At 58.9% G+C, this 24,369-nt stretch carries 22 protein-coding genes and 2 tRNA genes; 14 read left to right on the forward strand and 10 right to left on the reverse strand.

The window, feature by feature from the left end:
• Window positions 1–153 precede the first annotated feature (153 nt).
• Entirely contained in the window at window positions 154–1,041 is an 888-nt protein-coding gene (locus J7413_RS15885) for a DMT family transporter (protein ID WP_209099953.1), read from the forward strand.
• Here the strand turns inward: J7413_RS15885 and J7413_RS15890 are convergent.
• Entirely contained in the window at window positions 1,017–1,817 is an 801-nt protein-coding gene (locus J7413_RS15890) for a putative rhamnosyl transferase (protein ID WP_209100047.1), read from the reverse strand. The genes J7413_RS15885 and J7413_RS15890 overlap by 25 nt on opposite strands.
• 343 nt (window positions 1,818–2,160) lie before the next feature.
• Here J7413_RS15890 and rpsL point away from each other — a divergent pair, with 343 nt between their 5' ends.
• Genes rpsL through tuf form a run of 4 tightly spaced genes read left to right on the forward strand, consistent with a single transcriptional unit; the run spans window position 2,161 to window position 6,387 of the window.
• Window positions 2,161–2,532, forward strand: a complete 372-nt coding sequence (gene rpsL / locus J7413_RS15895) for a 30S ribosomal protein S12 (RefSeq protein WP_054000841.1) — start codon at window positions 2,161–2,163, stop codon at window positions 2,530–2,532.
• Window positions 2,533–2,547: 15 nt separating this feature from the next.
• Complete coding sequence (rpsG, locus tag J7413_RS15900; RefSeq protein ID WP_132861092.1) at window positions 2,548–3,018, forward strand: 30S ribosomal protein S7; 471 nt, start codon at window positions 2,548–2,550, stop codon at window positions 3,016–3,018.
• Window positions 3,019–3,039: 21 nt separating this feature from the next.
• On the forward strand, window positions 3,040–5,157 hold the full coding sequence (gene fusA / locus J7413_RS15905; protein ID WP_209099955.1) for an elongation factor G: 2,118 nt from the start codon (window positions 3,040–3,042) through the stop codon (window positions 5,155–5,157).
• Window positions 5,158–5,211: 54 nt separating this feature from the next.
• Window positions 5,212–6,387, forward strand: a complete 1,176-nt coding sequence (gene tuf / locus J7413_RS15910) for an elongation factor Tu (protein WP_209066146.1) — start codon at window positions 5,212–5,214, stop codon at window positions 6,385–6,387.
• A 156-nt stretch (window positions 6,388–6,543) separates the two neighbouring features.
• Here tuf and J7413_RS15915 read toward each other — a convergent pair whose 3' ends face one another.
• Entirely contained in the window at window positions 6,544–7,275 is a 732-nt protein-coding gene (locus J7413_RS15915) for an STAS/SEC14 domain-containing protein (RefSeq protein WP_209099956.1), read from the reverse strand.
• Window positions 7,276–7,513: 238 nt separating this feature from the next.
• Here J7413_RS15915 and J7413_RS15920 point away from each other — a divergent pair, with 238 nt between their 5' ends.
• From J7413_RS15920 to J7413_RS15940, 5 genes are all read left to right on the forward strand, one after another.
• Window positions 7,514–9,079 carry an ABC transporter substrate-binding protein gene (locus J7413_RS15920; protein WP_209099957.1) on the forward strand — a complete coding sequence of 522 codons (1,566 nt, stop codon included), beginning with the start codon at window positions 7,514–7,516 and terminating at the stop codon, window positions 9,077–9,079.
• A gap of 110 nt (window positions 9,080–9,189) precedes the next feature.
• On the forward strand, window positions 9,190–10,170 hold the full coding sequence (locus J7413_RS15925) for an ABC transporter permease (RefSeq protein ID WP_209099958.1): 981 nt from the start codon (window positions 9,190–9,192) through the stop codon (window positions 10,168–10,170).
• A complete protein-coding gene (locus J7413_RS15930) occupies window positions 10,170–11,111 on the forward strand; it encodes an ABC transporter permease (protein ID WP_209099959.1) in 942 nt (313 codons plus the stop codon). Before J7413_RS15925 ends, J7413_RS15930 begins: the two co-directional genes overlap by 1 nt.
• On the forward strand, window positions 11,111–12,829 hold the full coding sequence (locus tag J7413_RS15935; RefSeq protein WP_209099960.1) for an ABC transporter ATP-binding protein: 1,719 nt from the start codon (window positions 11,111–11,113) through the stop codon (window positions 12,827–12,829). Before J7413_RS15930 ends, J7413_RS15935 begins: the two co-directional genes overlap by 1 nt.
• Window positions 12,830–12,933: 104 nt before the next feature.
• Window positions 12,934–13,425: an SAM-dependent methyltransferase gene (locus J7413_RS15940; RefSeq protein ID WP_209099961.1), complete on the forward strand. Its 492-nt coding sequence runs from the start codon at window positions 12,934–12,936 to the stop codon at window positions 13,423–13,425.
• An 8-nt stretch (window positions 13,426–13,433) separates the two neighbouring features.
• Here J7413_RS15940 and J7413_RS15945 read toward each other — a convergent pair whose 3' ends face one another.
• The 7 genes from J7413_RS15945 to J7413_RS15975 form a co-directional block, all read right to left on the reverse strand.
• Window positions 13,434–13,649, reverse strand: coding sequence for a hypothetical protein (locus J7413_RS15945; RefSeq protein ID WP_209099962.1), 216 nt, complete (start codon window positions 13,647–13,649; stop codon window positions 13,434–13,436).
• Between the two features lie 218 nt (window positions 13,650–13,867).
• Window positions 13,868–13,942: transfer RNA gene (locus tag J7413_RS15950), tRNA-Glu, on the reverse strand.
• Between the two features lie 45 nt (window positions 13,943–13,987).
• A tRNA-Glu gene (locus J7413_RS15955) sits at window positions 13,988–14,062 on the reverse strand.
• A 166-nt stretch (window positions 14,063–14,228) separates the two neighbouring features.
• Entirely contained in the window at window positions 14,229–15,977 is a 1,749-nt protein-coding gene (gene recJ, locus J7413_RS15960; RefSeq protein ID WP_209099964.1) for a single-stranded-DNA-specific exonuclease RecJ, read from the reverse strand.
• A gap of 90 nt (window positions 15,978–16,067) precedes the next feature.
• On the reverse strand, window positions 16,068–17,042 hold the full coding sequence (gene glpX, locus J7413_RS15965; protein ID WP_209099966.1) for a class II fructose-bisphosphatase: 975 nt from the start codon (window positions 17,040–17,042) through the stop codon (window positions 16,068–16,070).
• A gap of 80 nt (window positions 17,043–17,122) precedes the next feature.
• The gene (locus J7413_RS15970) at window positions 17,123–18,436 is read right to left on the reverse strand and encodes a homoserine dehydrogenase (RefSeq protein WP_209099968.1); all 1,314 of its coding nucleotides are present in this window, start codon (window positions 18,434–18,436) and stop codon (window positions 17,123–17,125) included.
• Between the two features lie 99 nt (window positions 18,437–18,535).
• Complete coding sequence (locus tag J7413_RS15975) at window positions 18,536–18,778, reverse strand: hypothetical protein (protein ID WP_209099970.1); 243 nt, start codon at window positions 18,776–18,778, stop codon at window positions 18,536–18,538.
• Window positions 18,779–18,907: 129 nt separating this feature from the next.
• Here J7413_RS15975 and J7413_RS15980 point away from each other — a divergent pair, with 129 nt between their 5' ends.
• Window positions 18,908–19,501 (forward strand): TetR family transcriptional regulator, encoded by a 594-nt coding sequence (locus J7413_RS15980; RefSeq protein ID WP_209099972.1) that lies wholly within the window; start codon window positions 18,908–18,910, stop codon window positions 19,499–19,501.
• A 29-nt stretch (window positions 19,502–19,530) separates the two neighbouring features.
• On the opposite strand, the gene J7413_RS15985 is transcribed toward J7413_RS15980, so the two are convergent.
• Entirely contained in the window at window positions 19,531–20,442 is a 912-nt protein-coding gene (locus J7413_RS15985) for a pirin family protein (RefSeq protein ID WP_209099974.1), read from the reverse strand.
• A gap of 251 nt (window positions 20,443–20,693) precedes the next feature.
• Between J7413_RS15985 and J7413_RS15990 the strand changes: the two genes are divergently transcribed.
• The 3 genes from J7413_RS15990 to J7413_RS16000 all read left to right on the forward strand — a co-directional run bounded on the left by J7413_RS15990 (window position 20,694) and on the right by J7413_RS16000 (window position 24,369).
• Window positions 20,694–22,319: a long-chain-fatty-acid--CoA ligase gene (locus J7413_RS15990; RefSeq protein WP_209099975.1), complete on the forward strand. Its 1,626-nt coding sequence runs from the start codon at window positions 20,694–20,696 to the stop codon at window positions 22,317–22,319.
• A 52-nt stretch (window positions 22,320–22,371) separates the two neighbouring features.
• Window positions 22,372–23,211 (forward strand): alpha/beta hydrolase, encoded by an 840-nt coding sequence (locus tag J7413_RS15995; RefSeq protein WP_348538767.1) that lies wholly within the window; start codon window positions 22,372–22,374, stop codon window positions 23,209–23,211.
• Between the two features lie 168 nt (window positions 23,212–23,379).
• Complete coding sequence (locus tag J7413_RS16000) at window positions 23,380–24,369, forward strand: nitronate monooxygenase family protein (RefSeq protein ID WP_209099977.1); 990 nt, start codon at window positions 23,380–23,382, stop codon at window positions 24,367–24,369.

Raw genomic sequence — 24,369 nt, forward strand, 5'->3', positions numbered from 1 at the left:
CGAACGCTGAACCACTTTTTGAAAGGGCCCCCGGCATTCCGCCGGGGGCCCTTTTGCCTTCGGTGAAGATATTTTTGGCAAGAGGAAACCCGGGCTTGGCAAATCTCTCGCACGGCCCTAACGTCGCGCGGTTGCTCGAAGGGAAGGGGGCCGATGGCGATTTCAGATAACACCAAAGGCGCGCTTCTGATGATGTGCTCCATGGCGGCCTTTACGTTCAACGACACGATGGTGAAGTCGCTGGGGCCGGATGTGCCGCTGTTTCAAATGCTGTTTCTGCGCGGCGTGGTGGCCAGCGCGCTGATCTATCTGCTGGCAAGATCGCTTGGCAAGCTGCGTTGGAAACTCTCGCGCCATGACTGGAGCCTGGTGGCGCTGCGTACGCTCTCTGAGATCGGGGCAGCCTATTTCTTTATCACGGCGCTCTATCACATGCCGATTGCCAATGTGACGGCGGTTTTGCAGATCCTGCCCTTGACGGTGACCTTGGGCGGGGCGTTGTTTTTTGGCGAAACCGTTGGTTGGCGGCGGGCGCTGGCGATTGCCGCAGGCTTTTGTGGGATGCTCTTGATTGTGCGTCCCGGGCCTGACGGCTTTGATCAATACGCGCTCTATGCGCTGGTCGCGGTTGCTTTTGTCACGTTGCGCGATCTGGCAACGCGCAAGATGTCATCTGAGGTGCCCTCCCTCACCGTGACGCTTGTCGCCTCCCTTGGGGTCATGCTGTTTGCGGGTGTTGCGAGCCTTGGCACGCAGTGGGTGTCGCTCACCACAGACCAATGGGTTCTGCTGATTGGTGCCGCGGTGTTCATTTTGGGGGGCTATCTGTTTTCGGTGCTGGTGATGCGTGTCGGCGAGATCAGTTTCATCGCACCGTTCCGCTACAGCAGCCTGCTTTGGGCGCTGATGTTGGGCTATCTGGTGTTTGGGGATTGGCCAGACACGGTTACTCTTACCGGAGCTGCGATTGTGGTCGGGGCCGGGGTCTTCACCTTGATCCGCGGGCGGCGCCTGTCTCAGGCAAACAGCGCGCGCACCTGATCCGCATCCACCGCAAAGCGCAGGCGGTATTCCTCTTCTTGCGCGGCGCTTAGGGGGGCCACTGGCACCGGTTTCACCTTCTTCTGGCGGCTGTCGTTATAGCCATTGTGGGTGCGCAGCCACATTGGCGTATCGGTGAAAGAGACGGTGGGCATATGCTGGTTCATGATGCCGTGGCGAAAGTTCATGATGGTCTGGGACACGCCGCCGCGCACATACATGCCAAGGGCGGCAACATAGAGGTTGCGCACTGTGTCGGTGGCGGCAATGCCTGCCGCACTCATTTCGGCGATGTAGCCCCGGTTCCAGTCAAAGGCTACGGTCGCATTGTCGCGTAAAAGACCCGGTACATCGTCCACAGCTGCGCGCAGCCGCTCTATGAAATCCACTGAGATGGCATCATCATCGTCATGACGAAACTGCAGGCAGGGGGCTTTCATATCTTTGCGCGCGCGGTTGATGATGTCTTTCATCAATAAACGGTGCCGCTTGGGCGGGTGCGCTTCGATCCGGACCTGTGGCAAGGTGGCGGTGATGTCCTGCAGCCGCTCTCTGTGGTGTTTGGGCAGGCTGTCGCCGATCACGACAATCAGCTCAAAGTTCTGGTCGCTCTGTTCCCGCAGGCAGGGCAGGGCAATGGCCTCAAACAGCTTAAAGCGTTCCTCCAGCCGGTGCTCCTGATAGAGAAAGGCGATGCGGTCCTCAATCGTGTCATGTTCCACTTGAAACCCGCCCAATGCCGGGTATGAAAACCGGCACAGGCCAATGACCTGCATGTCTCTGCTCTGCATCTTACGCGCCTTGTGTCTTGCTGGTTGCACCTTGGCAGCAGTGGCGGATCAGCGCAACAGGGGGCAGCTGTTGACAAGTTTGCCGACTCCCCATATACGCGCGTCATCCGGCAATGGGCTTAGTCTGCCTAACGCCGTTTCATACCTGTAGTGGTCAAGTTCCGGTCTACTTTGAAGGCCGCAACCTCTGAGACTCCACCGCGTCGTTTGCCTCGGAATGGAAACGATTGCGGTTTTTGCGCTTGTGCATGCACAAGTTGTGAAAGACCCGATAACCGCGTTGAGCTTCGGCTTGGCGTACAAATGGAAGCAATAGGAAAGAGACCCTATGCCAACGATTCAGCAGCTGATCCGCAAACCGCGTCAGCCTAAAATCAAGCGCTCCAAGTCACAGCACCTGGAGCAGTGCCCTCAGAAGCGCGGCGTATGTACACGTGTGTACACCACCACGCCTAAGAAACCGAACTCCGCTATGCGTAAAGTTGCGAAGGTGCGCCTGACCAACGGTTACGAAGTGATCTCTTACATCCCAGGTGAAAGCCACAACCTTCAGGAACACTCTGTGGTTCTGATCCGCGGCGGCCGTGTAAAAGACCTTCCGGGTGTCCGTTATCACATCCTGCGTGGTGTTCTGGATACCCAAGGCGTCAAAGACCGTAAGCAACGTCGTTCGAAGTACGGCGCGAAGCGTCCTAAGTAAGAAGGAGAGGCTGATATGTCACGTCGTCACGCCGCCGAAAAACGCGAGATTCTGCCTGACGCCAAATTTGGCGACAAGGTTCTGAGCAAATTCATGAACAACCTGATGATCGACGGCAAGAAATCTGTTGCCGAAAAGATCGTTTACAACGCGCTGGACCGCGTTGAAAACAAGGTGAAGCGCGCCCCTGTTGAAGTGTTCCACGAAGCACTCGACAACATCAAACCATCGGTTGAGGTTCGCTCCCGCCGTGTGGGTGGTGCCACCTATCAGGTTCCGGTCGAAGTGCGCCCTGAGCGCCGCGAAGCCCTGGCCATCCGTTGGCTGATTGGTGCTGCGCGTGGCCGCAACGAAAACACCATGGAAGAACGCCTGGCTGGTGAACTTCTGGATGCCGTGAACTCCCGCGGTACCGCCGTTAAGAAGCGCGAAGACACTCACAAAATGGCAGAAGCTAACAAAGCCTTCAGCCATTATCGTTGGTAAAGCCCAGAGGACATTAGACCAATGGCACGCGAATATACGCTCGAACATTACCGTAACTTCGGTATCATGGCGCACATCGACGCAGGTAAAACCACCTGCTCCGAGCGCATCCTGTATTACACCGGCAAATCCCACAACATCGGTGAGGTGCACGATGGTGCAGCCACCATGGACTGGATGGAGCAGGAGCAGGAACGCGGTATCACCATCACTTCCGCTGCGACGACCACTTTCTGGGAGCGCACCGAGGATGGCCAAACCGCTGATACCCCAAAGCACCGTCTGAACATCATCGACACCCCAGGCCACGTTGACTTCACCATCGAAGTTGAGCGTTCTCTGGCGGTTCTCGACGGTGCCGTCTGTGTTCTGGACGCCAACGCTGGTGTTGAACCTCAGACCGAAACCGTGTGGCGTCAGGCTGACCGCTACAAGGTTCCGCGTATGGTGTTCGTCAACAAGATGGACAAAATCGGCGCTGACTTCTTCAACTGTGTGAACATGATTGAAGACCGCACCGGTGCAACCGCTGTTCCAATCGCGTTCCCGATCGGCGCAGAAACCGAGCTGGAAGGCCTGGTTGATCTGGTCACCATGGAAGAGTGGCTGTGGCAGGGCGAAGATCTGGGCGCGTCCTGGATCAAAGCACCTATTCGCGACGAACTCAAAGATCTGGCCGACGAATGGCGCGCCAAGATGATTGAGAACGCCGTCGAGCAGGACGACGATGCCATGGAAGCCTATCTGGAAGGCGAAGAGCCTGACGTGCCAACACTGCGCGCACTGCTGCGCAAAGGCACTCTGTCTCTGTCTTTCGTTCCGGTTCTCGGCGGCTCCGCGTTCAAGAACAAAGGCGTTCAACCTCTGCTCAACGCTGTGATCGACTACCTGCCGTCCCCACTGGACGTTGTGGATTACATGGGCTTCGCACCGGGTGACGAAACCGAAGAGCGTAACATTGCCCGTCGTGCAGACGACGACATGGCGTTCTCCGGCCTGGCGTTCAAAATCATGAACGACCCGTTTGTGGGCTCCCTGACCTTTACCCGGATCTACTCCGGTGTGTTGAACAAGGGCGACACGCTTCTGAACTCTACCAAAGGTCGTAAAGAGCGCATCGGTCGTATGATGATGATGCACTCCAACAACCGCGAAGAAATCACCGAAGCATTTGCGGGTGACATCATCGCGCTGGCAGGTCTGAAAGACACCACAACCGGTGACACGCTCTGCGCGACCAACGATCCGGTGGTTCTGGAAACCATGACCTTCCCGGATCCGGTGATCGAAATCGCTGTTGAGCCAAAGACAAAAGCTGACCAAGAGAAAATGTCTCAGGGTCTGCAGCGTCTGGCAGCCGAAGACCCATCCTTCCGTGTTGAGACCGACCTCGAGTCCGGTCAGACCATCATGAAGGGCATGGGCGAACTTCACCTGGACATCCTCGTGGACCGTCTGAAGCGTGAGTTCAAGGTTGAGGCCAACATCGGTGCACCGCAGGTGGCATACCGTGAAACGATCTCCAAGGCGATCGAGCACACCTATACCCACAAGAAACAGTCTGGTGGTTCCGGTCAGTACGCTGAAGTCAAAATGGAAATCATGCCGACTGAAGCGGGCGAGGGCTACTCCTTTGAAAGCCGCATCGTTGGTGGTGCTGTTCCAAAGGAATACATCCCAGGTGTTGAAAAGGGCATTCAGTCCGTCATGGACTCCGGTCCTTTGGCTGGCTTCCCTGTGATCGACTTCAAAGTTGCTCTGATCGACGGTAAGTTCCACGACGTGGACTCCAGCGTTCTGGCCTTTGAAATCGCAGCTCGTATGGCAATGCGTGAAGGCATGAAACTGGCCGGCGCGAAACTGCTTGAGCCAATCATGAAAGTGGAAGTGATCACACCGGAAGAATACACCGGTGGCATCATTGGTGACCTCACCTCCCGTCGTGGTCAGGTGTCTGGTCAGGAGCCTCGCGGCAACGCTGTTGCAATCGACGCATTTGTGCCTCTGGCCAACATGTTCGGTTACATCAACAACCTGCGTTCGATGTCTTCCGGCCGTGCTCAGTTCACCATGCAGTTCGACCACTACGATCCAGTTCCGCAGAACATCTCCGACGAGATCCAAGCGAAATACGCATAACGAAATTTGGGAAGCGGGCTGCCCGCTTCCCCTCTCAACATTAAGGAGGCCATCATGGCTAAGGAAAAGTTTGAGCGCAGTAAACCGCACTGCAACATCGGCACCATTGGTCACGTTGACCACGGCAAAACCACGCTGACCGCAGCGATCACCAAACAGTTTGGTGACTTCAAAGCGTACGACGAAATCGACGGCGCGCCTGAAGAAAAAGCACGTGGCATCACCATCTCCACTGCGCACGTGGAATATGAAACCGAAGCACGTCACTACGCACACGTTGACTGCCCAGGCCACGCTGACTACGTGAAAAACATGATCACCGGTGCGGCGCAGATGGACGGCGCGATCCTGGTTGTGAACGCAGCAGACGGCCCAATGCCACAGACCCGTGAGCACATCCTGCTGGGCCGCCAGGTTGGCATCCCTGCCATGGTTGTTTTCATGAACAAAGTGGACCAGGTTGACGACGAAGAACTGCTCGAGCTGGTGGAAATGGAAATCCGCGAGCTGCTGTCTGAGTATGAATTCCCAGGCGACGACATCCCTGTGATCGCTGGCTCCGCTCTGGCGGCTCTGGAAGACCGCGACGACAACATCGGCAAAGAGAAAATTGCTGAGCTGATGGCGGCTGTTGACGAGTACATCCCACAGCCACCACGTGCGACTGACCAGCCGTTCCTGATGCCAATCGAAGACGTGTTCTCGATCTCTGGCCGCGGTACTGTTGTGACCGGCCGTGTTGAGCGTGGCGTGATCAACGTTGGCGACGAAATCGAAATCGTTGGCATCAAAGACACTCAGAAAACCACCTGTACCGGTGTTGAAATGTTCCGCAAGCTGCTGGACTCCGGTGAAGCGGGCGACAACATCGGCGCGCTGCTGCGTGGTGTTGACCGTGAAGCGGTTGAGCGTGGCCAGGTTCTGTGTAAGCCAGGTTCCGTGAACCCACACACCAAGTTCGAAGCAGAAGCCTACATTCTGACCAAAGACGAAGGTGGCCGTCACACCCCGTTCTTCGCGAACTACCGTCCACAGTTCTACTTCCGTACAACTGACGTGACCGGCACTGTTGAACTGCCAGCGGGCACCGAGATGGTGATGCCTGGCGACAACCTGAAGTTCAACGTTGAGCTGATCGCACCGATCGCAATGGAAGCCGGCCTGCGCTTCGCGATCCGTGAAGGCGGCCGCACCGTTGGTTCCGGTGTTGTGTCCAAAATCGTCGAATAATCAGAGCCTCTGATTTTTGATGGAAAGGCCGTCCCCCGGGGCGGCCTTTTTCTATGCCCGCACCCCAAGACAGCCCAAACAAAGAAACACGCGCTCACCAGCACGCGCCCGCCGCGCTTTTGCGCTGGTGATGGCAGCTTGGGGAATCTGAAAATGTCAGTCCGGCGCTTGCACCCAGGCGATGGCCTCTTCATAGGCGGAGGCTGCAAAGTGCTCGGCGTCCAATCCGACGACATGTTTGCCAAACTTGGAGGCCATGGCCTGCCAGCCTGCGTCACCGACAATGGCTGCACGGCGCAGCTGGCCAACATGCGAATGGGCCAACGCAAAGTGTTCCTTGAGTGCCCCAAGACCCTGCCAGCCGTCAAATTCCCGCAGATCGATCACCAGCCCAATCTCACCCATGGTGGCAAAGACGCTGTCCAAATCCTCAGATTTGCCAGCGTAGGTCTCGGAGTCGAGTTTGCCCATCAGGCGGACCACCACTGTGTCTTTTGCAAGCGCATCAATCTGAATCGACCCGAGGCTTTCGCGCAGCCACAACCTGGCTGTGTCCGCCTCCGCCAGTGAGAACCGGGCGACAGGGCAGGGCATAAACACGCTGAACATGCCGACCATACGCTGGATGCCAGGATCGTCTGTGACCAGAGCCACCCGATCAAAGCCGCGCCAGTGCTTTAGGCCCATACGGCTGTCTTCGCGCAGGGCGCCGAAGGTGAAATCGCTCATGCCGCCCTCAACAATCGCAAGCAGGCGGATGTGGTCTGCGGTTTCGATCGCCTTGTCGATCGCAGGTGCGAGCGTGGTTGTGTAGTCGTCTTCTGAAATCGGCGCTGTCATAGTGATTTCAACAAAACGCGCGTCTTCACTGGTTTTTACGTCAATCATGGCAAGATCCTAAATCAATCATATGGAGAGCACTCTGCCACACCGCTCAGCTTTTGGTCGGAAAAATCTCAGGAGGGTATGCGCTGCGCCAAACCCCGCTGATCTGGCAAGCCTCTGAGATTAATCGGCTTAACCTGTTCACAAAAAGGTGTTCGGACCTTGCAATTCACGGTTTGGTGAGGTGACATTGGGCCCTATGGCTGCCGGCCTGAGGCAGCGATGCGAACAGGGGAACACTATGAAACGCATGATGTCAGCCGCTTTGGCTGCAGCGGTCTGCGCTGCGCCTGCAATGGCAGAGACTTTTAAATGGGCGGGCACGACGGACCCGCAAACCATGGACCCGCATGCAGTGAACTCTGCGCCGGTTTTGGGGTTTTTGAACAACGTCTATGAGGGGCTTGTGCGCCGCGGCAAAGACATGTCGGTGCAACCCGCGCTGGCCACCAGCTGGGAGCCGATTGGCGCGGGCGAAGGCTGGCGCTTCTTCCTGCGCGAAGGCGTGACTTTCCATGACGGGGCGACTTTTGATGCGGAAGATGTGCTGTTTTCCTATCAGCGCGCCTCAAGCGAGGTGTCTGACACGCGCAGCTGGTTTGCACCTGTGTCTGACGTGAAGGTGGTGGATGCCTATACTGTCGACATTCTGACCAGCGCACCAAACCCGATCTTCCCAGACAGCATTGCCAACTGGATGATCATGGACAAAGGCTGGGCAGAGGCCAACAGCGCGGCCCTGCCAGACAAAGAAAATGGCAACTACGCCACGCTGAATGCCAATGGAACGGGCGCGTTCAAAGTGACCGCACGGGAGCCCGGCCTGCGCACGGAGCTGGCGCCGCATGACGGCTGGTGGGACGAAGCCACCCACAACATCACCAAAGCGGAATTCACGCCGATCCAGAACGCCGCCACCGCCGTGGCCGCGCTGTTGTCTGACGAAGTGGATATGATCAACCCGGTGCCAATTCAGGACGCCGCGCGCCTTCAGGGGCAGGATGGTGTTCAGATCATTCAGGGCATCGAAGCCCGCGTGATCATGCTGGGTTTCGCCCAAGACGCGGATGAGCTGAAATACGGCGCGGATGCGGGCAAGCCAAACCCGTTCAAAGATGCGCGCGTGCGGGAAGCCGTGGCGAAGGCCGTAAATGTCGACGCGATCCTCAAAACCATCATGCGCGGCAACGCGGAACCTGCGAGCCAGCTCGTCAGCCCGGCGATGCGCGGCTATTCCGCTGCCAACGCAGACCGCCCCGCTTTTGATGTAGATGGTGCCAAGGCTCTGTTGGCAGAGGCAGGCTATGCTGATGGGTTTGCGTTTGGTCTGAAGTGCCCGAACAACCGCTATCTGAATGATGAGGCGGTCTGTCAGGCAGTGACATCCATGCTCGCAAAGGTGGGGATCACGGCACAGCTTGATGCGATGCCTGTACAAAACTACTGGCCGGAACTGCGCGCCGATAACTTTGACATGTATCTGCTGGGCTGGTCCCCAGGCACATTTGATGCAGAGCATCCGATCCGCTTCCTGGCGTCCACGCCAAATGCTGAGAAAAAGCTGGGCAGCTGGAACTTTGGTGGCTACTCCAACGCCCGCATTGATGAGCTTCTGCCGATGATCCAATCTGAGATTGATGATGGCAAACGTCAGGCGATGCTGGATGAATCAGCCAAGATTCTTCAGGATGAAACCGCTTATGTGCCGATGTATGTGCAACCTCTGGTTTGGGGCGCACGTGACAATATCACCCTGACTCAACGGCCGGATAACTTCTTTATTCTGCGCTGGGTGAGCGTGCAATAAAACTGCATAAAAACGAGGCGTCGGGCAACACTCCGACGCCTCTTTTGCTTTGCTTGACCCTCTCTCCAGAAGGGCGCAAGGACCGCTCATAAAAACAAAGGGACGCAGTGATGCTGACGTATGTCATTAAACGAGTGTTGCAGTCCGCGCTGGTACTTCTGATCGTGGGGCTTGTTGCTTTCAGCATGTTCCGCTTTGTCGGTGATCCCATCGACAATATGCTGGGTCAGGAACGCACGGATGCAGATATTTCCCGCTTGCGGGCAGAACTGGGGTTGGATGAGCCTTTCCCGGTCCAATACTACAAATTTCTCGAAGGCGCTGTGCAGGGCGATTTTGGCGTGAGCTATCGCCAGGGCCGCCCCGTGGGGGAGATCCTTCTGGAGCGCGCGCCCGCCACGCTGGAGCTGGCAGCTGTAAGTGGCTTTCTGGCGATCACCATAGGCATCGGCCTGGGTGTCTTCACCGCAATCCGCAGAGATGGGTTCATGGCGAATGCGATCATGTCGATCTCTTTGATTGGGGTGTCATTGCCAACCTTTCTGATCGGTATCCTGCTCATATATATCTTTGCGGTGGAGCTTGGCTGGCTGCCCTCCTTTGGGAGGGGAGACGTGGTGCAGCTCGGCTGGTGGAGCACTGGTCTGCTGACCGCGTCGGGCCTGAAGGCGATTGTCCTGCCGGCGATCACGCTCGGGCTTTACCAGATGACGCTGATCATGCGCCTCGTGCGCTCTGAGATGCTGGAAGTGCTGCGTCAGGATTATGTACGCTTTGCCCGGGCCCGTGGTCTGAAGGCGCGCACTGTGAACTTCCGTCATGCGCTGAAAAACACACTGGTGCCGGTGATCACCGTCACAGGTCTGCAGCTTGGCTCGATCATCGCCTTTGCGATCATCACCGAAACGGTGTTCCAATGGCCCGGTGTTGGCTTGCTGTTCATCAACGCGATCCAGTTTGTCGATATCCCGGTGATGGCGGCGTATCTCATGTTGATTTCGGTGATGTTTGTGGCGATCAACCTGATCGTTGACCTGCTTTATTTTGCAATCGATCCGCGCCTGCGCACGGATGGTAAGGGGGCGCACTGATGTCTGACCAAACCTCAACCGCGCCGCAGTCCCGACTGGCGAAAGCCTGGGACAGCGACTTCGCTTACAACTTCCGCCGCTCGCCAGTGGCCGTGGTGTCCTTCCTTGTGGTGATGCTCTTGGTGCTGAGCGCCATCTTCGCCCCGCTGATTGCGCCTTATGACCCGTTTGATCCGGGCTCACTGGATCTGATGAACGGCTTCACCGCGCCGATGGCCGCCAATGATTTCACCGGAGACACCTTCTGGCTGGGCACAGATGATCAGGGGCGCGATGTGTTCTCCACCATCCTTTACGGCATGCGGATTTCGCTGTTTGTGGGTTTCTCTGCCGTGCTCTTTGCCATGGTGCTGGGCATCACGCTGGGCCTGATTGCGGGCTATGTTGGCGGCTGGGTGGAAACCATCATCATGCGCGCCGCAGATGTGCAGCTGACCTTCCCCGCCATTCTGGTGGCCATGCTGATCTTTGGCATCGCCAAGGGCATCACGCCGATTGAGCATCAGGACACGATGGCGATCTGGGTGCTGATCCTTGCGATTGGTCTATCGGATTGGGTGCAGTTTGCCCGCGTGGTGCGTGGGGCAACGCTGGTGGAGAAGGACAAAGAATATGTGCAGGCTGCGCGTATGATTGGACGGGGCCGGGGTATCATCATGCTGCGCCACATTCTGCCCAATGTGCTCTCGCCTGTGCTGGTGATCGCAACCATCTCTCTGGCGCTGGCCATTATTGCCGAGGCGACGCTGTCCTTCCTTGGTGTGGGCGCACCGCCGACCCAGCCTTCGCTGGGCACGCTGATCCGCATCGGGCAACAGTTCCTGTTCTCCGGCGAGTGGTGGATTTTGCTGTTCCCCTCCGCCACGCTTCTGGCGCTGGCGCTGTCTGTGAACCTGCTGGGCGACTGGCTGCGTGATGCATTGAACCCGAGGCTGCAGTGATGAGCGATACACTTCTTGATATCGAGGGCCTGTCGGTCCACTTCCCGACCCGTCGCAAGCTCTTTGTGGCGGTGAACAAAGCCAACCTCGCGGTGGAGCCCGGCGAAATCCACGGTCTTGTGGGTGAATCCGGTGCGGGCAAATCCACCATCGGCGCCGCCGTGATGGGGCTGCTCGAACGTCCCGGTCATATCGCGGGCGGTACGGTGAGCTTCAAAGGAGAGGCGATCAGCGGGCGCGATGCCGAAGGCATGCGCGCGCTGCGCGGGGCCAAGATCTCCATGATCTTCCAAGACCCGCTGACCTCGCTGAACCCGCTTCTGACCGTTGGTCAGCAGCTGGAAGAAACCATCCAGTTCCATCTCAAGCTCTCTGATGCAGACAGCAAGAAACGGGCGATTGAACTGCTGGATCGCGTGGGTATTCCCAACCCGGATGAGCGCATCAATCAATATCCGCACCAGTTTTCCGGCGGCATGCGCCAGCGGGTGGTGATTGCGCTTGCGCTCTGTTCAGAGCCGGATGTGATCATCGCGGATGAACCCACCACGGCGCTCGACGTCTCCATTCAGGCGCAGATCCTTGAGCTGATCAAGGAGCTCGCGCGGGAGCGTCAGACCGGCGTGATCCTGATCACCCACGACATGGGTGTGATTGCGGACACCACCGACAAGGTGACCGTGATGTATCAGGGGGAGGTCGTCGAAAGCGGCACCACCGAGCAGGTGCTGGGCGCGCCTCAGCATGAGTACACCAAATCGCTCATCGCCGCTGTGCCCCGCCCCACGCTGAAAGTGCACCGCTTCCCGCAGCTTTCCTACGGGGGCCGTGAGATCGCGTTTCACATCGACGATCTGGCGCGCAACTGGGCGCGGCCTGAGCCGACCAAATCCGGCACGCTTCTGAAGGTCGAAGGGCTCACCAAAACCTTCCTGCAGAGCGGCTCGATCATCCCGTCGCGGCGCAAATACTTCACTGCCGTGGACAAGGTCAGCTTTGACATCCGCGAAGGCGAGGTCTTTGGCATCGTGGGGGAAAGTGGCTCAGGCAAATCCACCGTCGCGCGGATGATTGCCACGCTTTATCAAACCAACGGGGGTAAGATCTTCTTTGACGATCAGGAGGTGACAAGCCTCAAGACCGCCAAGGATCTGGAAAGCTATCGCCGTCAGATCCAGATGATCTTTCAGGATCCGTTCTCAAGCCTCAACCCGCGCATGCGGGTGGATGAGATCATTGCGGAGCCTGTCCGTCACCACAAGCTTCTGGAAGGCGACGCCATTCAGCACCGTGTGGATGAATTGTTGGAGCGTGTGGGGCTTGGCTCTGAAGCCGGTCGCAAATACCCGCATGAGTTCTCCGGCGGTCAGCGCCAGCGGATCTCGATTGCGCGTGCTCTGGCGACCCAGCCGCGCTTCCTGATCTGTGACGAGCCAACCTCGGCGCTCGATGTCTCCATTCAGGCGCAGATCCTGAACATCCTCAAGGATCTTCAGGAGCATCTGGGCCTGACCATGCTTTTCATCAGTCACGACCTGCCGGTGGTGCGCCAGATGTGTGATCGGGTGGGCGTAATGCGCCAGGGACAGATGGTGGAGGTGGCTGACACCGAAACTCTCTTTGCTGCCCCGAAAGAGGCGTATACGCGGGAGCTTTTGAGCCTGATGCCCAAACTCGAAGGGCTCTCAACCGAAGGCCTTGAAGGCGAGATCGTCTAACCTCTCGAGCCAAAACTGGAAAGCGCCGCCATTGAGCGGCGCTTTTTTATGGCGCCTCTTTCAGGACTTGGGCAGGATGCCTGCAAATAGCCGAGGAGCGCACCATGTCTGACACCCTGCCTGAATTGCGTGATGGTGAAAGCCAGCTGGAATTTGATCCGCTGGAGCGCGTGGATGCCCAATTGCGCTTCATTGGCCGCATTCACACCCCGTGGCAGCGCGGCGATTGTCCCAAGAATGTGACCCGCGCGCGGGAAAGCGGGCAGGGGGCATCAATCACTCTGGAGCCGGGCTTTGCCGAAGGTCTGACTGGGCTGTCTTTGGGGGATGGGATTTTGCTGTTTTACTGGATGCATCAGGCGCGGCGCGATCTGATCACCCAGCGGCCACGACATAAGCCAGAGGCACAGGGCACATTTGCGCTGCGCTCTCCCAATCGGCCCAATCCGATTTCGCTGGCGGCGGTGCGGATCACATCACTGGATCTCGCGGCGGGCCGGATTGGCATTGATGCCATCGATTGTTTTGACGGCACACCGTTGCTGGATATCAAACCCAGCGCACCGGCGGTGGATGTGCCTCCTGTGCAGCCTTAGAGGCGGCCTCAGGCGCGGATTTTTAGGGTCGGCCCATTTGGTGACGTGTGGGGCCAGATTCGGCGATTGAGATTGCCGGATGGCGGCGGCAGCAGGGCCTGTTCCGCATCTTTGCAGCTGGCCACGATGAAGGCCCCTGCACGTGTTCTGATGCGCTCAGAACGGGCGGATTTGCGGCCTGCACCTCTGGGAAGCACCCATACAGACAGATGTGTCTTACTCATTTTGTCCCCCTCGTAGGATCTGCGGAGGTCGGCGCGTGGGTGCCGAATCTGATTCCGTTAAAAGACCTTCGATGGAAGCCAGAAATAACGAGGAATGGTTAATGAAGAGTCTGCACGCTGCGGCTGTGTGCCAAAAATCCAGACAAGAATTGGGGCGCATAGCTGACTAGTCAGCAGTGCTTGTGCCAGTATTCTTTTCTTTTTTGTGAAAGATAAAGTGGCATCCCGTAGGGGAATCGAACCCCTCTTTCCAGGTTGAAAACCTGGCGTCCTAACCGATAGACGAACGGGACGCTCTTTATGGGCGCGTCAGAGATAAAATCCCCATACCCCGCTTCTGGCATCCCGTAGGGGAATCGAACCCCTCTTTCCAGGTTGAAAACCTGGCGTCCTAACCGATAGACGAACGGGACGCGCTGAAGCGTGAGGCGTATCTAGTGAATGGCGCGGATGGGCGCAAGCGGAAATTTGAGCCTATGTACGTTTTTTTTCGGAAAGCCGTTTGGGCAGGTATTGAGGGGGCTACACCGGCTGTCACACGGCATGGCTTGCCCCAGTATATACAGGGCAAACCGAGGTTCAGGCGGCTCTTGCGGCGTCTTCCAGCCGCAGTTGCACAGACTGGCGACCGCCCCATGTGTTGATCTCCAGACGGCCTGCCAGATGGAATCGCGCACCGCCGTGTGATTCCAATGCTGCCCCCAGCGGGGTGTCATAAGCGCCAAAGGCAATGGCATCGATGCGGGCGCCGAATCCGTCGCCAAATGTCAGTTTCAGATGGCTTTCGCCCACCCGTTTGGTGAAGCGAATCTCCACATCCGGGAAGGCAAAACGCGGGGCCGGGGCCCCAGCCCCAAACGGGCCTGCCTTCTCAATGTCACTGATCAGCTCCACTGTGGCTCCGGTTGGCATCAGCAGGCTGTCGAGTTTCAGATCCGCCGGGCCCATGTCGCCTGCGCCCTGTTTGGCCATCAGCTCTGTGAGCCGTGCCATGGCGGGCTCCAGCTGATCACGTGCCACGGTCAGCCCGGCTGCCATTTTGTGCCCGCCCCCTTTGATCAGCAGGCCCTCTGCTGCCAGTTTCTGGATCGAAGCCCCAAGATCCACGCCAGAGACAGAGCGGCCAGAGCCTTTGCCTTCATCGCCATCAAGCCCGATCACAATGGCGGGGCGGTTGGTGGCCTCTTTCAGGCGGGAGGCGACAATGCCGACCACGCCGGGGTGCCAGCCTTCGCCGGCGGCCCAGACCAGCGGCGCATCCAGCCCGCGTTTCTCAGCCTGTGCCATGGCGGCGGCGCGCACAGCGGCCTCAATGTCGCGCCGCTCGGTGTTAAGCTCATCCAGCCGCTCGGCCAGCGCGCGGGCTTCTTGTTCGTTGTCTGTAGAAAGAAGACGCGCGCCCAGATCCGCCTGCCCGATGCGTCCACCAGCATTCACGCGTGGCCCCAGCAGAAAGCCGAGGTGATAGCTGTTGGGGGCGCTGTCCATGCGGCTCACATCAGAGAGCGCGACAACTCCTATGCGGTCGCGTCGCGCCATGACCTTCAGGCCCTGACGCACCAGCGCGCGGTTCACGCCCACGAGGGGGGCCACATCGGCCACGGTGCCAAGCGCCACCAGATCAAGCATCGCCATCAGATCCGGCCCGCGCGTGCCATCCGCCTCGCGCATCTGGCGGTTGGCCTCCACCAGCATGAGAAACACCACCGCCGCCGCGCAGAGATGGGCGAGATCGCCGCTTTCATCCTGTCGGTTGGGGTTCACCACGGCCACGCAATCCGGCAGAGTCTCGCCGCCCAAGTGGTGGTCGAGCACGATCACATCTGCGGCTTTGGCTGCGGCAATCGGGTCGTGGCTGAGCGTGCCACAGTCCACACAGATAATCAGGTCATGCGTGTCGGCCAGCTGCGCCATTGCGGCCTCATTGGGGCCATAGCCCTCATCAATGCGGTCTGGGACATAAATTGTTGCCTGAAGCCCCATATGACGCAGCCATGTGATCAAGAGCGCCGCAGAAGTGCCGCCATCCACGTCGTAATCGGCAAACACCGCGATGCGCTCACGTTTGCGCACCGCTTGCAGGAAACGCGCGGCGGCGCTCTGCATGTCTTTGATGCTGCGTGGGTCGGGCAACAGGTCAGCTAGTCGCGGCTCCAGAAAGCTCTCCGCTTCCGCCGCTGTCACCCCGCGGCGTGCCAGCACCGCACAAAGGGCAGGGGGCAGGGTGGTGTCCTGCGCCAGCAGCTCAGCGGCGCGGGTGGCCTCCACATCCGGCCCCAGCCAGCGTCGTCCGGTCAGGCTTTCGGATACACCAAGGAAGTCGGTCATGGGCAGGGCTTTCATCTTATCAAAAGGCCCGCCAAAGAGGCGGGCCGTGAGGGGCGCTTTGGCCCAGTCAATCAGTGGAGCGTGCTGCGATCAAGCGGTCTGATCGATCGGCGCGCGGTAGGTCATGCGACGCACGGAACCAGACTTGGAGCGCATCAGCAGCGTCTCGGTTTCGATCCAACCCGGGGTGCGCTTGATGCGCGGCAGCAGAGAGCCGCCAGTCACGCCGGTTGCGGCAAAGATCACATCCTGTGTGACCATCTCGTCGCGGGAATAGATGCGGTCCAGATCGGTGATGCCGGTCTTGGCGGCACGGGCGCGCTCGTCATCGTTGCGGAACACCAGACGGCCCCACATCTGACCGCCCATGCATTTCAGCGCCGCCGCTGCCAGAACACCTTCAGGTGCGCCGCCGCGGCCCATATACATGTCGATGCCGGTTTCTTCGGCTTCGGCGCAGTGCATCACGCCAGCCACGTCACCATCGGTGATCAGGCGGATGGAGGCACCGGTGGCGCGCACTTCGGCGATCATGTCTTCGTGGCGCGGACGCTCCAGAATGCAGACGGTGATGTCGGAGGTGTCACAGCCTTTGGCCTTGGCCAGGGCTTCCACACGCTCTTTCGGGCTCATTTCCAGCGAGATAACGTTTTCCGCGTAGCCCGGGCCGATGGCCAGCTTGTCCATATAGGTGTCTGGCGCGTGCAGCATGGAGCCGCGCGGGCCCATGGCAATCACGGTCAGCGCGTTGGGCATGTCTTTGGCGGTCAGCGTGGTGCCTTCCAGCGGGTCCAGCGCAATGTCCACGCCGGGGCCGTTGCCGGTGCCCACTTCTTCGCCGATGAACAGCATCGGCGCTTCGTCGCGCTCGCCCTCACCGATCACCACAACACCGGCGATGTCCAGAAGGTTGAGCTGTTCGCGCATGGCGTTCACAGCGGCTTGGTCTGCGGCTTTCTCATCGCCGTTGCCGATCAGGGCAGCGGAGGCAATCGCCGCCTGTTCAGCCACGCGGGCCAAACCAAGGGACAGCATACGGTCGTGAAATTCCGGCTTTTGGGACATGGGAGGATCCTTATGTACAAACTTAAGTATCGACTAACGTAGGGGCGGCGCGCTCACAAGAGGGGCGCGCCATTCAAATTTCAAACCTGTTCAATCCGCAACGCTACCGGCGCATTTGCAAGCACTCCGGTGGATTGCATGGCTTCTATGGCCGCGTCCAGCGCCGCACGCTGGGTTTTGTGGGTCACGATCAGGACAGGGGCGTGCTTGTCGTCATGACGGGTCTGGCGCATCCGGTCGATGCTGATGCCATTGTCGCCAAGCGCGGTGGCGATCTTTGCCATCGCGCCGGGGCGATCTTCCAGCGTCAGGCGCAGATAGAACGGCGCAGGCGAGTTGGATCGTGCGGCGGTTGCTGTGGCGAGTTGCGCTGCGGGCATGCCAAAGGTTGACAGGCGGAAGCCACGCGCAATGTCACAGACATCGCCCATCACCGCGCTGGCGGTGGGGCCTTCGCCTGCACCGGGGCCGCGCAGCACAACCTGCTCCACAGCGTCGCCTTCGATCACCACCATATTGGTGCCACCAGTCAGCTGGCCCAATGGGCTGTCTGCGGGCACAAGGCAGGGCGACATGCGCTGCTCAAGACCGCGGCCCGTCATCTGGGTCACGCCCAGCAGTTTGATCTTGTAGCCCAGCTCGGCGGCCTGATGGATGTCTTCAATCGAAATGCGCTGGATGCCCTCAAGCTCAACGCCGTCAAAATCCACCTTGGTGCCAAAGGCGATGGAGGACAGCAACGACAGTTTGTGCCCCGCATCAATCCCGCCCACGTCAAGGTTGGGGTCCGCTTCCAGATAGCCAAGCGCGTCCGCTTCGGCAAAGACCTCCTCATAAGGAAGCCCTGCATCCTGCATGCGGGTCAGGATGTAGTTACAGGTGCCGTTCATCACGCCCATGATCCGGGTGATGTCATTGCCGGCCAGCCCTTCGGTCAGCGATTTGATCACCGGAATGCCACCTGCCACAGCCGCCTCAAAGCGGATCACCGCGCCTTTGGCTTCTGCGGCTTCTGCCAGTGCCTGACCGTGATGGGCCAGCAGGGCCTTGTTGGCAGTGACAACATCTTTGCCAAGCGCAAGGGCAGCTTCAATGGCATCTTTCGCAGGGCCGTCTTCACCGCCCATCAGCTCGACAAAAACATCCACGTCATCGCGCTTTGCCAAAGCGACAGGATCGTCTTCCCAGGCATAGTTTGCCAGCGACACACCCCGGTCCTTATTTTTGGAGCGGGCACTCACCGCGGTGATTTCTACCGGGCGACCTGTGCGCGCGGCCAGCAGATTGGCTTTCTGGCGTACAATCTTAACGACACCCACGCCCACGGTGCCCAATCCGGCAATCCCAAGACGGAGCGGTGTGGTATTGGGGTTGCTGTTCTGCGCATCGGTCATGAAGCACTACCTCGATTATGGTTGGAGTGGTCTGCTGTATCGCCTTGCCGTGTAGCCGCTCATGCGCCGGGGCGCAACGCGTCACGGTGGCGATATGGCTTATTGCAGGTCACGCGCGCGCCGTTGAAGTCGCGCACCGCGCGCCTCGATCTCTTCCTCGCTGGTGTCTGTGAGGCGCTGTTGTGGCGCTCGGGGCAAGTCGCGCATCGGCAGAAGGTCCGGGTATGGCGCGGCTTCCACTTCTTTGGAAACAGCGGTATCCAGCCCGGGGACCGTGCCGCAGCCCGCCAGAGCCGTGGCGCATAAGATCCCCAAAAGGCGCATTTTGATCTGAATTGTCACGCGCGTGGCCCTTTTTCTGCGTCGCCTTGTTATGGCCCAGCCCCGGCCAAAGACACAAGCCACCTCAGGGGCTTTGTCTGCGTCAAAGTGGCCTTTTAAAGAAACATTTGTTCAGTTAAATTGGCCGGTATGGCAAGAACCCAAGGCTCCCACTCCGATATCACTGGCCCGCGTGTGCGCGCGGCGGCACTCTCTTTATTTGCGCAACACGGCTACGCCGCTGTCTCTATGCGCCAGATTGCCCGCGAGGTCGGCGTGCAGGCGGGGGCGCTCTATAACTACACGCCAGACAAGCAAAGCCTGCTGTTTGATCTGATGAAAAACCACATGGATGAGCTGCTCGCAACCCGTGCCAGCTTGGATGCGCCAACCTCCCCCGTGGCCGCCTTGGAAACCTTTACCCGGTTGCACCTGCGGTTTCACTCAGAGCGCCCTGATGAAGTGTTCATCGCTTATATGGAGCTGCGCAACCTCAGCCCGGACAACTTTGCCGCCATCGAGGCCCTGCGCCGCGCCTATGAAGATCAGCTGGAGGCGATCCTGCGCGCGGGTGTCGAAAGCGGTGATTTCACAGTGGCGGATCCAAAAATCACCGCCATGGCCGTGATTGCCATGCTCACTGGTGTGAACACTTGGTTTCGCGAAGGCGGCCGCCTGTCGCTTGAGGAAGTTGAACAGATCTACTGGGATATGGTGCGTCAAGCCGTAGGCGTTTCTGGCTGAAAAACGGAGGGGTTTCCCCCTCCGCTTCGTCAATGCGCCGGTTTGATGAAGGTGCCATTGCGCAGCTCTGCGAAAGCCTGCTGCAGCTCTGCCTGCGTGTTCATCACAATCGGGCCGTGCCAGGCCACCGGCTCCTGAATGGGCTGGCCGGAAATCAGCAGAAAGCGCACGCCCTGTTCGCCGGCCTGCACCGTGACCTCATCGCCATTGCCAAAGCGCACCAGTGTGCGGTCCCCGCTCATATCGCGGATGTTGACCTCTTCGCCGGCGATATCCTTCTCCAGCAAAACGCCGCTGGGTTGGCTCGCATCAGCAAAGGCTGCATCCCCCTCAAACACATAGGCAAAGGCGCGCCGCCGTGTGTCGATCGGGAAGGTCTTCTTCACCCCCGCTGGTACAGTCACATCCAGAAACATCGGATCGGCGGCAATGCCATCCACCGGGCCGGTCTGCCCCCAGAAGCTGCCAATGACCACGCGCACTTTGGTGCCGTCATCTTCCATGATCTCCGGGATCTCGCGCGCTGTCACATCCTGATAACGCGGATCGGTCATCTTCAGATCGCGCGGCAGGTTCGCCCACAGCTGAAACCCATGGTTCACGCCGTTGGCATCGGGGGTGGGCATCTCCTGATGCAAAATCCCGCGCCCCGCTGTCATCCATTGCACATCGCCAGCACCCAGATTTCCGGTGTTGCCAAGGCTGTCCTGATGTTCCACTGCGCCATCAATCACATAGGTGATGGTTTCAATGCCGCGATGCGGGTGCCACGGAAATCCGGCCTGATAAAGGCGGGGATCATCGTTGCGGAAGTGATCCATCATCAGGAAGGGATCAAGCTCTTCGGGATCCTGAAACCCAAAGGCGCGATGCAGATGCACGCCAGCCCCTTCTCTGGCAGGAATGGCTTTGCGCGTTTCCAAAACAGGTCTGATCGACATGATGTCTCTCCTTTCCCCCTCAAAATAGGCGCTGCAGTCTTGCCTGAACATCGCCAGAACCGCGCGCAGATTGTGCAGATTTGCACAGATTGGGGAGGCGCGCGGCAAATGGGTGTGGTGAAAAATAAAATTAACAAGTTCAATATGTTGAGTTGAGCGACGTAGCGGCATTTTGCAACCTATCTTTCAACTGCCTTGTGCTTGCGCCTATGCTCGCAACCGACACAACATCTCAAGGCAGGGAGGCCTACATGCTAGGGTCTATGATGATGCGTCCGCTCAACATTGCGGACATTCTCAAATATGCAGCCGAAATTCACCCCACAGCAGAGGTTGTCTCTGTTCGCACAGAAGGTGACCTGCACCGCCAGACTTACGCGGATATGGCCAAACGTGTGAACCGCCTCGCCAATGCGCTGAAGGCCGAAGGCATGCAGGTTGGTGACCGTATCGCGACGCTGGCGTGGAACGGCTACCGCCATCTGGAGCTATACTATGCCATTTCCGGTGCAGGGGGCGTGTGTCACACAATCAACCCGCGCCTGTCTGCAGAACAGATGAGCTACATCGTCAACCACGCCAAAGACACCATGCTGTTTGTGGACACCACCTTTGTGCCGCTGGTCAACGCACTGCGTGCGCAATGGCCAGAGGGGCTCAAAGTGGTGGTGATGACGGATCGCGCTCACATGCCCGAGGGCGATTTCCTCTGCTATGAAGAGCTGCTTGAGGCGCAGGCAGACGTCTTTGATTGGCCCGACCTGTCAGAAGACACCGCGGCTGGGCTTTGCTACACCTCTGGCACCACGGGCAATCCCAAGGGCACGCTTTACACCCATCGCTCCACCGTGCTGCATGCGATGACAGTTGGGCTGTCCCTGCCCAAAGTCTGTCAGCCGGGCAAACGCATTCTACCGGTTGTGCCGCTGTTTCACGTCAACGCCTGGGGTCTGCCCTATATCGCGCTGCTCACCGGCGCGTCTCTGGTCTTCCCGGGGGGCGCTCTGGATGGGCCAAGCCTGTTTAAGCTGATGGAAGATGAAAACGTCTACTCCGCTTGGGGTGTGCCAACAGTGTGGCTGGGGTTGCAGGGCGAAATGCGAAAACAGGGCCGCATGCCCAATGGGTTGAGCCATCTGGTGATTGGCGGCTCCGCAGCGCCTGCCAGCATGATCACCTATTTTGAAGAGCAAAACATCGACATCTGCCACGCCTGGGGCATGACTGAGATGAGCCCGGTTGGCACCATGGGCAATCTGCCAGTGCATCTCGAAGACCGCAGCCTTGAAGAGCGGGTGGAGATCAAATCAAAACAGGGCCGCCGTATCTTTGGCGTCGATCTGAAAATCGTCGATGAGGATGGCAAGCCTCTGCCCCACGATGGCGAAGCCGCTGGCGAGCTGTTTGTGCGCGGCAACAACATCACATCGGGTTATTTTGAAAATGACGAGGCCAACGCAGGCGCCTTTGACGCGGATGGCTGGTTTGGCACTGGCGATGTGGCCACGATTGACAGCCATGGCTATCTCACCATCACCGACCGGGCCAAAGACCTGATCAAATCCGGTGGCGAGTGGATCAGCTCGCTCGATCTGGAAAACACCGTCATGGCGCACCCGAAGGTGGCCAATTGCGCAGTGATCGCGGTGGCGCACCCCAAATGGGATGAACGCCCGCTTCTGGTGGTGGTGCCGTCGCCTGAGGGTAAGCCCGAGATCAGCGAGCTCATGGCCCTGCTCGAAGAGCACTTCGCCAAGTGGCAATTGCCGGACGATGTGGTCTTTGTAGAAGAGCTGCCGATGACCGCCACAGGCAAAGTCTCAAAGCTCACCCTGCGCAAACAGTTTGCCGATTACAAACTGCCTGACATGGTGTGATTTGGCGGGTAGCCAGTTCATAGCACTCAACGGTCACGCGTATCATATCCGCGTGGCCGGCGATCCTCAGGCCCCAGTGATCCTGTGTCTGCACGGCTTTCCCGAATACGCCGGCGCCTTTGACGATCTGGTCCCCCATCTGGAGGAGCGTTTTTTCCTCGTCGCCCCGGATCAGCGTGGCTACGGCCAAAGCTGGCGCCCCACAGAGGTCGATCACTACGCCCCAGCCGCGCTTGTTGCAGATGCCGCCGCCATCCTGCGCCATTACAGCCCTGACAAACCCGTCGCCGCTGTGCTTGGCCATGACTGGGGCGCGGCCGTTGCCTATGGCCTTGCCTTCCGGCATCCAGCGCTGTTTGAGCGTCTGATCATCGCCAACGGCGTGCATCCGATCCCATTTCAGCGTGCGTTGGCGGCGGGCGGGGCGCAATCAAAGGCCAGCCAATACATCAACTGGCTGCGCGCGGAAGGGTCTGAGGTCAAGCTCACAGAAAACAACCATTTGCGCATGATGTCCCTGTTTTCAGAGCATATGGACATGTCGTGGATGGATGCGGGCAAAGTGGCCGCCTATCGTGCCGCCTGGGGGACAGCGGATCAGGTGCGCGGCATGGTCAACTGGTATCGCGCCTCAAACCTCAAAGTTGCCGCCCCCGGCCAGCCGTTGCCACCAGCGGCGTTGCCGCAATGGCCCGCCCATACCTTGCGCGTGCCAATGCCCCACCTGTTGCTCTGGGGGGAAGAGGACACCGCGCTCTTGCCAGATTGCCATGCCGGTCTGGAGGATTTCTGCGACGATCTCACGCGTGTTTCGCTCACGGGTGCAGATCACTGGCTGCTGCATCAAAAGCCCGCCGAAGTGGCGCGCCACATCCGGCAATTTCTGCGCTAAGCTGCGCCGTTTCATTCGTCAAATATCCCCGCCGTAGGCATAGACGCCCTTGTCTGCCCTCAGGCTTCCGCCAAGGCAGATCCAATGTGACGTCATGTTACTTTGCCAAGCTCTTGTTTGTCTGCGCCATTCGCGGCCTTATCCTGCCACCAAACACAGGAGTTTTTCATGTCTGGTGACAGCCACCTTCCCAAAGCGCTTCAGGGTCTGCGCATTCCCGCAGTGGCCTCTCCGCTTTTCATCATTTCCGTACCCGCACTGGTCATTGCCCAGTGTAAGGCAGGCATCATAGGCAGTTTCCCCGCACTCAACGCACGTGAAGGCGAGGGCGACCACCCACTTCTGGACACTTGGCTCACGCAGATCCGCGAAGAGCTGGACCGCCACAATCAGGAAAACCCGGATCGCCCCGCGGCCCCGTTTGCGGTCAATCAGATCGTACACCGTTCCAACACGCGGCTCGAGCGTGACATCGAGTTGTGCCACAAACACAAGGTGCCGGTCTGGATCACCTCGCTTGGCGCCCGCAAAGAGGTCAATGACGCCGCTCATGACTGCGGCGGTATTGCACTGCATGACATCATCAACAACACCTTCGCCAAAAAGGCGATTGAGAAAGGGGCGGATGGCCTGATCGCGGTGGCCGCTGGCGCTGGTGGGCACGCAGGGCCGCAATCGCCCCTCGCGCTGATCAGCGAGATCCGGGAATGGTTTGATGGTCCCTTGCTGCTGTCTGGCTCCATCAGCACAGGTTCCTCCATCTTGGCCGCACAGGCCATGGGCGCAGATCTCGCCTACATCGGCTCGCCTTTCATTGCGACGGAAGAAGCCAACGCGGTGCAGGGCTACAAGGACATGATTGTCGACAGTGGCGCGGATGACATTGTTTATTCTTCGCTCTTCACCGGTGTCTGGGGCAACTACCTCAAAGGCTCCGTCAAAAACGCAGGTATGGATCCGGACAATCTGCCACTGGGCAGCGCCAAAGATATGGATTTTGGCGGAGATCGCGAAAAACCAAAGGCATGGAAAACCATTTGGGGCTCCGGTCAGGGCATCGGCGCGGTCAAAGAAGTTGGCCCCGTGTCAAATCTCGTGGACCGTCTGGAGCGTGAGTACATCGCGGCTTGGGCACGACTGCAGGACCGCATGAAGTGA

It is taken from the genome of Shimia sp. R10_1, from assembly GCF_017744095.1.
GTDB lineage: Bacteria > Pseudomonadota > Alphaproteobacteria > Rhodobacterales > Rhodobacteraceae > Shimia.

Bases quoted from the DNA above. Each gene is read 5' to 3' on its own strand.
- J7413_RS15885 (WP_209099953.1), top strand. From the start codon at position 154: ATGGCGATTTCAGATAACACCAAAGGCGCGCTTCTGATGATGTGCTCC.
- J7413_RS15890 (WP_209100047.1), bottom strand. From the start codon at position 1,817: ATGCAGGTCATTGGCCTGTGCCGGTTTTCATACCCGGCATTGGGCGGG.
- rpsL (WP_054000841.1), top strand. From the start codon at position 2,161: ATGCCAACGATTCAGCAGCTGATCCGCAAACCGCGTCAGCCTAAAATC.
- rpsG (WP_132861092.1), top strand. From the start codon at position 2,548: ATGTCACGTCGTCACGCCGCCGAAAAACGCGAGATTCTGCCTGACGCC.
- fusA (WP_209099955.1), top strand. From the start codon at position 3,040: ATGGCACGCGAATATACGCTCGAACATTACCGTAACTTCGGTATCATG.
- tuf (WP_209066146.1), top strand. From the start codon at position 5,212: ATGGCTAAGGAAAAGTTTGAGCGCAGTAAACCGCACTGCAACATCGGC.
- J7413_RS15915 (WP_209099956.1), bottom strand. From the start codon at position 7,275: ATGATTGACGTAAAAACCAGTGAAGACGCGCGTTTTGTTGAAATCACT.
- J7413_RS15920 (WP_209099957.1), top strand. From the start codon at position 7,514: ATGAAACGCATGATGTCAGCCGCTTTGGCTGCAGCGGTCTGCGCTGCG.
- J7413_RS15925 (WP_209099958.1), top strand. From the start codon at position 9,190: ATGCTGACGTATGTCATTAAACGAGTGTTGCAGTCCGCGCTGGTACTT.
- J7413_RS15930 (WP_209099959.1), top strand. From the start codon at position 10,170: ATGTCTGACCAAACCTCAACCGCGCCGCAGTCCCGACTGGCGAAAGCC.
- J7413_RS15935 (WP_209099960.1), top strand. From the start codon at position 11,111: ATGAGCGATACACTTCTTGATATCGAGGGCCTGTCGGTCCACTTCCCG.
- J7413_RS15940 (WP_209099961.1), top strand. From the start codon at position 12,934: ATGTCTGACACCCTGCCTGAATTGCGTGATGGTGAAAGCCAGCTGGAA.
- J7413_RS15945 (WP_209099962.1), bottom strand. From the start codon at position 13,649: ATGAGTAAGACACATCTGTCTGTATGGGTGCTTCCCAGAGGTGCAGGC.
- recJ (WP_209099964.1), bottom strand. From the start codon at position 15,977: ATGACCGACTTCCTTGGTGTATCCGAAAGCCTGACCGGACGACGCTGG.
- glpX (WP_209099966.1), bottom strand. From the start codon at position 17,042: ATGTCCCAAAAGCCGGAATTTCACGACCGTATGCTGTCCCTTGGTTTG.
- J7413_RS15970 (WP_209099968.1), bottom strand. From the start codon at position 18,436: ATGACCGATGCGCAGAACAGCAACCCCAATACCACACCGCTCCGTCTT.
- J7413_RS15980 (WP_209099972.1), top strand. From the start codon at position 18,908: ATGGCAAGAACCCAAGGCTCCCACTCCGATATCACTGGCCCGCGTGTG.
- J7413_RS15985 (WP_209099974.1), bottom strand. From the start codon at position 20,442: ATGTCGATCAGACCTGTTTTGGAAACGCGCAAAGCCATTCCTGCCAGA.
- J7413_RS15990 (WP_209099975.1), top strand. From the start codon at position 20,694: ATGCTAGGGTCTATGATGATGCGTCCGCTCAACATTGCGGACATTCTC.
- J7413_RS16000 (WP_209099977.1), top strand. From the start codon at position 23,380: ATGTCTGGTGACAGCCACCTTCCCAAAGCGCTTCAGGGTCTGCGCATT.